The sequence below is a fragment of the Aliifodinibius sp. S!AR15-10 genome (assembly GCF_031569985.1).
GTDB lineage: Bacteria > Bacteroidota > Rhodothermia > Balneolales > Balneolaceae > JAMQKA01.
In genome coordinates this window covers 71,812-83,461 of record NZ_JAMQKA010000014.1, presented here as the reverse complement: position 1 = coordinate 83,461, position 11,650 = coordinate 71,812, and the positions used below count along the sequence as shown (strand labels likewise).

Here is an 11,650-nt window from a genome sequence, read left to right as displayed (position 1 = left end):
CTGCTCATCTGCCAGTGCTATCTGATATCATTTTGTATTAACATTGCTGGCATGCTTTGGTACGAGTTTATAACTCATGGCGATATATGGTACAGGAATTACCGTGTATTAATACCAGGTGCTACCCCAAAAATAAGATATAATAAATTTTGAAAACGTTTCCATATATATTCCTCTATGGAGTTTTATGTGGATAGGTTTCTGGGTGCTAATTCGTATCTATATTATATAAAATAATGAAGTAGATCACTCCGAATTATAGGTTTTAATCCTCAATAAAGCATTTAATGTGATTATTCCAGAGTTATTACGAAAATATATTAATGAGAATATCAGAAGAGAATAAAAAAACTTGACTTTTGAAAACGTTTTCGCTAATTAATAAATGGTAACGTTTTCATGGATCGAATGTTTAGACTTCCGGTCTTTAAAAAGGAATGGTCTATGAATCTATTGAGGGATATATATAGAGAGGGATTGGTACCTACCTTTTAAAAAGATAGAAAGCCGAATGATGTAATTGGATCATGTTATATCGCGGTGGAAGCAGACTTTGTATATCACAAAATGTTAGCTAACCCAGTGTTAGCCAACATGTTAACCAATAAGGATGGGGATATAGTAATGAAAGATACAAAAGCTGATTTTCTGAGTTTTGGTTTCGTGTTTTTAGCTTTGTTTTTGGGCAGCACCATTGTCCAGGCCCAAACAGTAAGTGGTGTAGTCACGGATGCAAGTTCGGCAGAAGTCCTACCGGGTGTGAATATAATAATCAAGGGGACTGCTACTGGAACTGCAACCAATGATGATGGTGGTTATGAACTCACCGTCTCCTCGCTTCAGGATACGTTGGTATTTTCTTTTGTGGGATATCAAACACAGGAGGTACCAATTGATGGTAGAACCACAATCAACGTAGCACTGGAGGTCACAGAGCTGGTTGGAGATGATTTGGTAGTAGTGGGATACGGCATTCAGCGAAGGGCAGATGTGACCGGGTCAATTGGATCGGTGAGTGAGGAGGACTTTAACAGGGGCATCACAAATTCTCCAGAGCAACTGATCCAAGGTCGGGTTTCCGGGGTGAGTGTAACCCAGAGAAGCGGTGATCCCAACTCCAACTCTGTGGTTACCATCAGGGGGCTTGGCACGGTACGCAGTGGGGGTGAGCCCTTATATGTTGTGGATGGCGTTACACTATCCGGTGGCGCTGATTTTTTAAATCCGAGAGATATTGAATCTATCGATGTGCTGAAAGATGCCTCGGCAACTGCTATCTATGGTTCCAGGGGCGCGAATGGAGTAATAATCATTACGACAAAACAGGGGCAGAGTGGAGCTCCAGAGCTAACCTACAATGGGACCCTTTCGATTTCGAGCCCGACAAACACGCTGGATGTCTTAAACGCTCAGGAGTTTATCGATTTCCAAAACCAATATGGTGATCCCAGCACAATAAATTCTACCACAATTGACACCGACTGGCAGGACGAAATTCTCCGGACAGCCTACTCACACGAGCACAGTTTGTCGTACGGCGGAGGAACGCAGAATTCGAGTTATTATGCATCAGTGAACCTCCATGACCAAGAGGGGATCGTGCTGGAATCCGCCCGGAAGAGATACACAGGCAGGCTGAATGTAAATCAAAGTTTCCTTGATGACCGTTTGAATATCGGGGTCAACCTAACGGGTGCTTTCACACGAGCTGACAATGCCCCGATTGTAACCGGGCCTGGTACGGGAGGCGATGGATTGTCGAATGCGGTCACAGCAAACCCAACCTATCCTACCCACAATGAAGATGGAAGCCTGTTTACATTTCCTTTCGGCGTAAATCCTTTGCAGAGGATGGATGTTTCTACCAATTTTAGTAAATCGAACCGTATCCTCGGCAATATCGAGGGAAGTTTTACGATCCTCGAGGGACTTCAATATAAACTGAACTTTGGAGCAGATAACCTGCAGATCTCCTCGGTCGATCAAACCAGCAGGCATAATATAACAGGAGGTCAAGTTTCCAATATTGACAACCCGGAGGGACGCCTGGAAACGGGCAATGCTGAACAAAGTAATATCCTGTTCGAACAGTTTGTTACCTACCTGTTCGATATTGAAAATCACAGTTTTAACCTGTTGGGCGGGTATTCATTCCAGAAGTTTACTTCGCAAGCGACCAACTGGAGCATCAATAATTTTTCTACCACTGAGATTGATGCGTACAGGAATCCCAGCATTGGAACCGATTTGTCAATTAGCAACAACAGGCCCAATGGAAATGCTTCGGAAAATGAACTGCAATCGTTTTTCGGCCGGGCCAACTATAACTATGACGACACCTATTTCCTGACAGCTACTTTCCGGGCTGATGGTTCCTCCAGATTTGGTGAAAACAACCGATACGGTTATTTCCCTTCCTTCTCAGTGGCCTGGCAGGTTTCCAATGAGTCTTTCTTGTCGGGAGCAGAATCGTTAAGCAACCTGCGGTTACGTGCTGGTTGGGGACAAACAGGTAACCAGGATATCCCGTCCTACATTACCCACCGGTTGCTGTCCAGCAGTACCGGAGCCGGTGCAGGGTACTTCTTTGGAAATATCAATTCCCCGGGTATAAACCTTGTGAGAGCCCAAAATGAGAATATAAAGTGGGAGGTCTCCACACAAACCAATATTGGGCTGGATTTTGGATTCCTGGACGACAGGATCTATGGAACCGTGGACGTGTTCCGTAAGATCTCCTCAGATATTTTGTGGGAGTCTTCCACAGGGGTTGACCCTATCGTACCGACATCCTCTTTCTGGAATAACTATGATATGGAAATTGAAAACAAAGGGATCGAACTGTCACTGGCATACCGGCAGTTTATTGGATCTCACTTTAGTTTTGATATCGGTGGAAACGTGAGTTTAATCGACAACAATATCACCAACTTGCCGGTCTCCATACTCAGAACAGGTTCCATCACCGGCCAGGGATTGTCGGGCGTGCAGGTTAACGGGTTCCTGAATGATCATCCTGCAGGTACATTCTGGGTACTAGACTGGATCGGCTTTGATGAAGACGGCCTGAACCAATTCCGCGATGTCGATGGGGATGGCAGCATTACCGATGGCGACTTGACCGATGGAGGCACAGGACTGCCGAATACGACCTATGGAGGATATATCAACATGGCCTACAAAGGGTTCGACTTGTCATTGAACTTTAACGGCGTCTCGGGCAACAGCATCTATTGGAATGATGAGAATGCCTACTATAACTACCCGAGGCTGGCGGCCGGTAACAATGCCCCCACGTTCCTGCTTGAGAATGCAGGTGTTGAGAGTACAATAAACTCTGCTACTCCATCCGACAGATATATTTATGATGGTAGTTATTTCCGGTTAAACAATGCAACGATCGGTTATAATGTGAATACTGCTGCAACCGGCTGGCTTAAAAATATCAGGGTTTATGTAACAGGTCAAAACCTCTTTGTGATTACCGATTACCCAGGTTTTGATCCGGAAGTGGACATAAACCGGGCCTCGGCAGGCTTTAGATCAACCGGTATTGATGCAACCGCTTACCCACGTGCCAGAACCTTCATGTTTGGCGTTAATTTCACTTTATAAAATTAAACAGGACAAGAATCGATGAAAAAGCTAGCCTCAATAATTTTGATGATGTGTTTTGTATTGTTTAGCTGTACTGACCTCGATGAGCAGGTCTTGGACACGGCCGTGGGAGAAGGCATTCTTGACGATCCGGCTGCCGCAGCCGCAACGCTGGCTCCTGTGTATGCACAATACAATAGTGTCTATTCCCACCACAATACACTGTATAATATGCAATCAATAGCCTCTGATGAATCTATCGTTCCATTCAGGGGAGGAACCGACTGGTTTGACGGGGGGCGGTTTATTGAGATGCATCAGCACACGTGGACTCCCACGCATGTGACGGTCCGAGAAGTGTGGAGTGATTTAACCCAGGGTATTGCGAAAGCCGCAGTTGCCCGCCAAACGTTATCCGAATTAGACCATCCCGATCAGGCCCTCTACAGTGCGGAAGCTCGTGCTATGGGGGCCTTTTGGAACATGGTTTTGCTGGATCTGTATGGACTTACATTTGAGAAACTACCTGAAAATGTAGGGACCACCGAACTTTCAACGATCTACAGGGGGGAAGAGGCTGTGAATTTCATTATCAGCGAATTCGATGCAGCCGAACCTAACCTGGGCACGTTCGATCAAGTAGGATCCACAAGAATGACCAAAGCAGCAACATGGGCACTCAAAGCAAGGCTGCTGCTGAATAAGGCGGTGTATGTCGATCGCTATGCCAACAGCTTCAACTTTTCCCAGCAGGATATGGATGAAGTTATCAATTACACTACCATGGTTATCAATACGGGAGATTACGCCCTGGAAGAAGATAATTATTTCTCAATGTGGAATATTGATAACCACGATCACCAAGAGCACATTTTTGCCTTTCAACAAACCTTTGAAAACGAAGGACAAAACCGGCATGCGTGGTTCGGGAGCTCAAGGGCCCGTCATGGGTCGCTGGTAAACCTGAATGTCACCGGTAGCGACGGCGTATCACAAACGACCGAGTTTTATGACATGTGGGAAGGCAACCGAAATGATCCCCGCTACTTCCAGCGAAATACACCTGATAGTGGATCCATTCCCGAAGAAGAGTGGGAGTGGAACAGGGGCATTCAAATTGGCCAGCAGTACGGAATCGTGCTCAACGATGAAGGAACTGACTTCAAACGAGATGAGAATGGTGACCTGGTGATAGAACCACTGGTTGACACCCCGCGCTCCGGGTTGCCGTTAAACTACACCCGTGAAGTTGGCCTGACCCAAAATACCAACCATATCACTGGTGCCAGGGCTTTGAAGTTCCAGTTTGACCCACTGGCTATTGCCGGTCAGCGATTCTCCAGGGTGAACATACCTGTAATACGTATTGCCGATATGTACCTTATGAGGGCCGAAGCTCACCTGAGGAACGGAGACGCCGGTCTCGCACTCGATGATGTGAATGCCGTACGCTCGGCAAGGGGAGCCGATCTTCTTTCAAGCATCGACATGCAGTCCATGGAGATGGAACGGGTTTATGAATTCTACAGTGAGATGTTGAGAAGAACCGATATGGTCCGGTTTGGCAAATGGGAGGATTCGTGGATAGATAAAACCAGTTCCAACCCGATACGGAGATTGTTCCCGATTCCACAGGATGCTATTGATGCGGCAAGTGGTGAACCTGGATACCTGGAGCAAAATCAGGGCTATTAGTGACAGGTTCGAGTAACTGAATTTTTAAAATCTTGCCGCTAAAAATTGCTGGGCAGTTATAGGATATGTAGTAAGGAGTACCTAAACTGTCCAGTATGTCACCTAAACCAGAAGACAACTCTACTATGAAAAGAAGTGACTTTATCAAATACTCACTGGGAGCATCCGTCGGTTCACTGGCAATTGGTAAATCTCAAGTGGCCTTTGGCCTAAAGCGAAATGACACCATCCGCGCGGCCATAAGCAAGGCAAATGATCGTAGAGTCGAGGAGATGCTGGAGCGGTATGACCGCCTGGTTGAATCCTCAAGCCGACGGGGGCAAAGTGGATTTATTTTGACGCTGGCCTCTGCATATTGCTCTCCGGATTCAGAATACTATCGAAGCCTGAACCTGGTTGAGCCGATGCATAACGTTGCGAAAGCACTTATCCTGGCGCAAAATTCGGATGGCACATTTGACTTCGGTAATCTTCAGTCGCCTCCGGACACCGCCTTTATGATGGAGCAACTTTTTCGGGCCCAGAAGATCTTGATTACGGATGGATCGGAACAGACCATAAACCTCAGGCAGTCAAACAGGCAAATAATCCTGGATGCGGCAGAAGCGCTGACCACGGGTGGCATACACACCCCAAACCATAGGTGGGCGGTTTCTGCTGCTCTTAGTGGCATAAACTCGCTCTACCCCAACCAGAAATACGTAAACAGAATTAACGACTGGCTGGGTGAGGGGATCGGCCAGGATGCTGATGGTGAACATCCTGAGCGAAGCCGCAATTATGACGCCGCAGTCAACAACCCTTCGCTTCTCGATGTAGCCATTTATCAAAAAAGGCCGGAATTGTTTGACGTTATTAGTAAAAACCTGGAACTGACGATTCATCTTACGGAACTGAATGGCGAATGTGAGACGGTCGCTTCCCGGCGCCAAGACCAGGAGCACGGTCGCTATGTGATGATTCATCGATATTATCTGCCGTTTCGATACCTGGCGATCAGGGACAACAATCCCCGGTTTGCAGCTGTAGCAAATATGATCGAAACAAAGTATATGGATACGCTGGGTGAACACCTGGCAGATTTTTTGTTGCATGAGGAACTGAACATGTCCCTGCCAAAACCTGCTGCGCTCGAGGAAAATTACGTTAAACATTTCCAGAATACGCATCTGGTTAGAATACGAAGAGGCAACAAAACGGCTTCAGTTTTTGGGGGAACTGACTGGCACCTGGGCTATGGTGCCTGGTCCGGAATTTCTCACAATCCCACCTTTTTTAAATTCCGAAACGGGAATGCCATTCTCGAGTCGGTCAGAATGTCTCCTGCATTTTTCCGAACCGGGTATTTCCGTAGTAATGGCTTAGCGGTTCAGGGGAATGAGTACCGCCTGGAGGAGCAGCGACAGGTTCCCTATCACCAGCCATTGCCTGAGAAGTTCAGAAATAAAGAAGGTGTTTATAAAATGTCGCCCGACGGCCGTTTCTATAGTAAAATGGATTTTGAGAATCGCCCGAAGGACTATAAAAAGTTGCATTCCATGGTAACCGTACGGGAAGTTGGCAATAGCGGAGCATTTGAAATGGAGTTTTCGGTAGAAGAAACGCCCCGGGTGCCTGTGACTATAGAACTTTGTTTTAGGAAAGGAGGGCAATTGTCCGGTGTGATACCCAGGGAAAATGATACCGATGGCTATTTTTTGAGTGATGGGGAGGGTTCGTACAAGGTTGGAAACGACGTCATAACATTCGGTCCGGGAAAAATGGAGCACACCAGGTCACCACAGTCAAATGAGCAGTACTCTGTTTATAATGGAGATATTGAGGTAGAGGGTTACCGCGTGTATATCACCGGAATCACCCCCTTTACTCATAAGATTCGGATCGGTTAGGTTGGGATTCAGCCGCTGAAAAGTAAGTGCTTGAGGATTTACAAGAGGTTTATTTAGTCATTTTCAAAACCAGTGATGAATGAGATATACCAGGATAGAAAAAGCTGTTGGATGTAGTAGAACGGGATCTCCTCTTTCCGTTTTCTATGTGTTAACATTTTTTCTATTCGCTATTGCTTGTTCTAAATCCGGAACTCCGGGACAACGGGCAGCCGCTGATGTCAACTGCGACACTATTACAGGAGAAAATGCTGACGATTGCATTCGGCTGAATCAAATCCAGGTTCTGGGCACCCACAACAGCTATAAATTGGCCCCAAATCCAACGTTGGTTAATCTGCTGGATAAAGAACGACCGGGTTGGTCGGAAAACATCGTTTACGAGCATCGCGAACTGCGAGAGCAGCTTGAGGACCTGGGGATCCGTCAGTTTGAGCTTGATATTTTTGCCGATCCTGTGGGAGGGAAATATGCCGAGCCGGTCGGAGCAACGATGTCTGGCGATGAGCAGTTTCTAAATCATAAAGAGATGCTAACTCCCGGTTTTAAGGTCTTCCATTCCCAGGACACCGACTACCGTACGACCTGTCTTACGTTTAAAAGCTGTCTGCATGAAATCAGGGAGTGGTCACTGGCAAATCCCACACACCTGCCCATCCTGGTGTTAGTTGAAGTAAAAGACGGGCCACGGCAAGATTGGAGCACCGTTGCATTTACGACACCTGTTGCGGTAGATCAGGATAATATTCATGAAATAGATAGTGAAATCTGGGATGTGTTTTCCAGGGATCATGTCTTGACTCCGGATGATGTCCGCGGGGAGTTCCCATCCCTGGAAGAGGCTGTTTTGACAGATGGCTGGCCCACGCTGACGCAAAGTCGAGGACATCTGCTTTTTGCGTTGGACAACACCGGGGAGCACAGGGATTATTATCTGGCAGGCTCCCCGGACCTTAAAGAGAGGGCGATGTTTGTCAGTTCTAACCCGGGTGAACCAACGGCTGCATTTATCAAAATGAATGACGCCATTAAACGTTTTGACCAGATTAAACAGTTTGTTTCTGATGGCTATGTGATACGTACCCGTGCGGACCTTCCTCTCTATGAAGCCCGGACAGGGGATACTAAGCGACGTGAGGCGGCCCTGACGAGTGGAGCCCAATATGTGAGTACCGATTACCCCGAACCAAGTCCGTTCGGTTCAGGATATGTGGTTTCATTGCCGGGAACCAGGCATATAGGGCGTTGCAATCCGGTGAGTGCCCTGGCAACTTGCAGGAATGAGTTTTTAAAAGAATAGTGCATGACCGGATTAGATAAAGCCGGCCGTAACCGTAACTATGACTGTGGCATGCGAATACAATGTACATCTTCCCTGACCGACTCCAGTCGCTTCTTGGCTACTACGCAGGTTTATGTATGGCTGATAGGGGGATGTGCATTGGCAACAGGAAATGAAAATTGGGCAATCATTGATCTGCATCTGCATTCCTGTTTCTCGGACGGGGAACACTCGGTAGCTGAAATTTTTGACCGGGGTATTGAGAATAATGTCGATCTAGTGGTGAGCTCAGATCACGGGGGCGTCGGTTATCGAAGGGATGACTGCATCGGCTGGGGGGAAATACCAGGAACAAAATTTTGGGGCGATTCTATAGTCAACCGTCAAGGGGACCGGGGAATGTGGCGCTGGACTGCATCCTATGAATCCAGTCTGAATCCTTCTACAGGAATTAGAGCGATATTCCGGGAAGGAGATTGGACGACCAATAATCAATGGCATGAGATGACTCATGCGATCAGGTCGACAGATTCGGATTTTTACCTGCGCTTACATGGAACAGTGCATGCTCTCAGCACTCCATTCCAGACTGATTGTCTGGGCAGACCACTCAACGACAATCTTTCTCGTGAACACACGGGAATTACCGGTTCTGAACACGCCTGGTCTGATCTCTGGTTCTACGCAAATCCAATATTCATCTATACAGATTAGCAAAGCCTGCAAAATATGCCTACAGACGATCACATATTATTGATGGAAAACATCACCAAGCGGTTCCCGGGAGTATTGGCCCTGGATGATGTCAAATTCGACCTGAAACGGGGAGAAGTACACGTGCTGCTGGGGGAAAACGGGGCCGGGAAGTCGACCCTGATGAAAATCCTGAGCGGAGCCTACGAAAAGGATGACGGCACAATCTGGATCGATGGAGAACAACGGGAGATAAGCAGTCCTCGCTATGCCCAGGAACTGGGAATCGGGATAATATACCAGGAGTTTAACTTAAACCCGTTCCTGTCGGTTGCCGAGAATATTTTCCTGGGAAGGGAGCCGACCCTGGCCCCGGGAGTGATCAACTGGAAGAGGCTATTTGCCAAGGCCCAGGAGATCCTGGATGAGCTCAATGTAAATATCAATTCCAAAGAGGAGGTCGGGGACCTGGGGGTGGCGATGCAGCAGATGGTGGAGGTGGCCAAAGCGCTGTCCCTGAATGCCCGTATCCTAATCATGGATGAGCCCACGGCAGCCCTATCACGACACGAAATTCAGCAGCTTTTCCGGATTATTCGGCATCTCAAAAAGCAGGGCGTAGCCGTTATCTATATTTCCCATCGGCTGGAAGAGATTTTTGAGATCGGTGACCGGGTTACTGTACTTCGGGACGGCAAGTACATTGACACCCGGCCTGTTAAAAGCATAAGCAGGGATGAGCTGGTACGCTTGATGGTGAACCGGGACCTTGATGAGCAAATTCCCAAAAAGAAGGCGAAGTTGGGGCCTGTTGTGTTGCGGGTCGACAACCTTTGCGTGGACAACCGGCTGCATGATATTGAGTTCTCCCTGCGAAAAGGGGAGGTCCTGGGTATTGCCGGGCTAATGGGAGCTGGCAGAACACAACTGGCAAGGGCCATTTTCGGGGTGGATAAGATATCGGAAGGAAAAATATATGTAGATGGAACGGAAGTGTCTGTTAGCTCTCCGCGTGATGCTATCAATGCCGGTATCGGGTTTGTGACAGAGGACCGCAAAAGTGAAGGTCTGGTGCTGAACCGGTCGGTGAAGGAGAATATCTCGCTTCCCAATATCAGGAAATTTCTGAGTATGGGCGTCCTGGATTTCGAAAAAGAAAACAGAACGGTCGACGAATATATATCCAAACTTGATATTCGAACCCCTGGAAGAGATCAGAATGTGGTTTACCTGAGTGGGGGAAATCAGCAAAAAGTGGTGCTGAGTAAATGGCTCTGTTCCCACGCCCGCATCTTTATTTTTGACGAACCTACCCGTGGGATCGATGTCGGAGCCAAAAAAGAAATTTACCAGTTGATGAATGAGCTAACCGCCAAGGGGGTGGCCATTATCATGATTTCATCGGAAATGCCCGAAATACTGGGAATGAGTGATCGGATTTTAGTAATGTGTAATGGACGCATTACCGGTCGCCTGGATGGGGAGGAAGCAACACAGGAAAAGATTATGAAATATGCATTGGGAGAACTGAATGAAGCTGTTTGAGAAAATAGAATTCGATCAAATAAGAAGATACGGCACTGTAATCGGCTTGGTGGGATTATGCCTGTTTTTTACGCTACTGTCAGAGCACTTTCTGACCATTTCAAACCTTATGAATGTGGCTCAGCAGTCTGCCATAATCGCTGTCATTTCAGTGGGAATGACCTTTGTGATCATTACAGCTGGCATTGACCTGTCGGTTGGTTCGGTGCTGGCATTTTCGGGAGTGGTCATGGCAAGTGCCCTGGAGGGCGGGTTGCCGATCCCGGTGGCGATAGTCATCGGTTTTTTGGTGGGATTCGGGTGCGGTGCCGTCAATGGCCTGCTCATAACATACGGGAATCTTCCCCCCTTCATTGCAACACTCGGGATGATGAGTATTGCACGGGGTGCCGGGCTCTGGTATACCGACGGGCGTTCTATTTCAGGATTTGATGACGGATTTCGATTCCTGGCAACGGGAGAGATTTTTCACATTCCCGTTCCGGTCATCATTATGATTGTAATATATGTCATAGCCCATTTCGTTTTAACGAGGACAAAACTGGGGCGCTACACCTACGCAATCGGGGGGAATGAGGAGGCGGCCATTCTTTCCGGTATCAACATCAACTTTTACAAAAATGTGATCTACGGTATCGCGGGGCTGCTGAGTGCCCTGGCAGCCGTTATCCTTACTGCCCGACTCAATTCCGCGCAGCCTATCGCAGGCATCATGTATGAACTCGATGCGATTGCGGCAACCGTGATCGGGGGGACCAGCTTGATGGGAGGGGAAGGCACCATCTTTGGGACGCTTATTGGTGCCCTTATTATCGGTGTCCTGCGCAACGGTCTGAACCTGATTGGAGTCTCTTCCTTCATACAGCAGATTGTCATTGGCTCGGTCATAATCGGGGCCATATTGCTCGACACAAATCTCAAAAAAATGAAAACCCGCTCAAAGAGGTGA

Annotated in this window: 7 protein-coding genes; all 7 read left to right on the top strand. The window is 47.6% G+C overall.

Annotated elements, in window-relative coordinates; translation table 11 throughout:
* The first annotated feature begins 624 nt into the window (after positions 1 to 624).
* The 7 genes from NC796_RS11380 to NC796_RS11350 all read left to right on the top strand — a co-directional run bounded on the left by NC796_RS11380 (position 625) and on the right by NC796_RS11350 (position 11,650).
* The gene (locus tag NC796_RS11380; RefSeq protein WP_310684528.1) at positions 625 to 3,615 is read left to right on the top strand and encodes a TonB-dependent receptor; all 2,991 of its coding nucleotides are present in this window, start codon (positions 625 to 627) and stop codon (positions 3,613 to 3,615) included.
* A gap of 21 nt (positions 3,616 to 3,636) precedes the next feature.
* A complete protein-coding gene (locus NC796_RS11375) occupies positions 3,637 to 5,292 on the top strand; it encodes a RagB/SusD family nutrient uptake outer membrane protein (RefSeq protein ID WP_310684527.1) in 1,656 nt (551 codons plus the stop codon).
* 95 nt (positions 5,293 to 5,387) lie between these two features.
* Entirely contained in the window at positions 5,388 to 7,181 is a 1,794-nt protein-coding gene (locus NC796_RS11370; protein WP_310684526.1) for a hypothetical protein, read from the top strand.
* A gap of 79 nt (positions 7,182 to 7,260) precedes the next feature.
* Positions 7,261 to 8,481 (top strand): phosphatidylinositol-specific phospholipase C1-like protein, encoded by a 1,221-nt coding sequence (locus NC796_RS11365; RefSeq protein ID WP_310684525.1) that lies wholly within the window; start codon positions 7,261 to 7,263, stop codon positions 8,479 to 8,481.
* A 3-nt stretch (positions 8,482 to 8,484) separates the two neighbouring features.
* Positions 8,485 to 9,177: a hypothetical protein gene (locus NC796_RS11360; protein WP_310684524.1), complete on the top strand. Its 693-nt coding sequence runs from the start codon at positions 8,485 to 8,487 to the stop codon at positions 9,175 to 9,177.
* Between the two features lie 15 nt (positions 9,178 to 9,192).
* Complete coding sequence (locus NC796_RS11355; protein ID WP_310684523.1) at positions 9,193 to 10,701, top strand: ATP-binding cassette domain-containing protein; 1,509 nt, start codon at positions 9,193 to 9,195, stop codon at positions 10,699 to 10,701.
* Positions 10,688 to 11,650, top strand: coding sequence for an ABC transporter permease (locus NC796_RS11350; RefSeq protein ID WP_310684522.1), 963 nt, complete (start codon positions 10,688 to 10,690; stop codon positions 11,648 to 11,650). Before NC796_RS11355 ends, NC796_RS11350 begins: the two co-directional genes overlap by 14 nt.

Coding starts and splice junctions, on each gene's coding strand:
- NC796_RS11365 (WP_310684525.1), top strand. CDS start 7,261: ATGAGATATACCAGGATAGAAAAAGCTGTTGGATGTAGTAGAACGGGA.
- NC796_RS11370 (WP_310684526.1), top strand. CDS start 5,388: ATGTCACCTAAACCAGAAGACAACTCTACTATGAAAAGAAGTGACTTT.
- NC796_RS11350 (WP_310684522.1), top strand. CDS start 10,688: ATGAAGCTGTTTGAGAAAATAGAATTCGATCAAATAAGAAGATACGGC.
- NC796_RS11375 (WP_310684527.1), top strand. CDS start 3,637: ATGAAAAAGCTAGCCTCAATAATTTTGATGATGTGTTTTGTATTGTTT.
- NC796_RS11355 (WP_310684523.1), top strand. CDS start 9,193: ATGCCTACAGACGATCACATATTATTGATGGAAAACATCACCAAGCGG.
- NC796_RS11360 (WP_310684524.1), top strand. CDS start 8,485: ATGACCGGATTAGATAAAGCCGGCCGTAACCGTAACTATGACTGTGGC.
- NC796_RS11380 (WP_310684528.1), top strand. CDS start 625: ATGAAAGATACAAAAGCTGATTTTCTGAGTTTTGGTTTCGTGTTTTTA.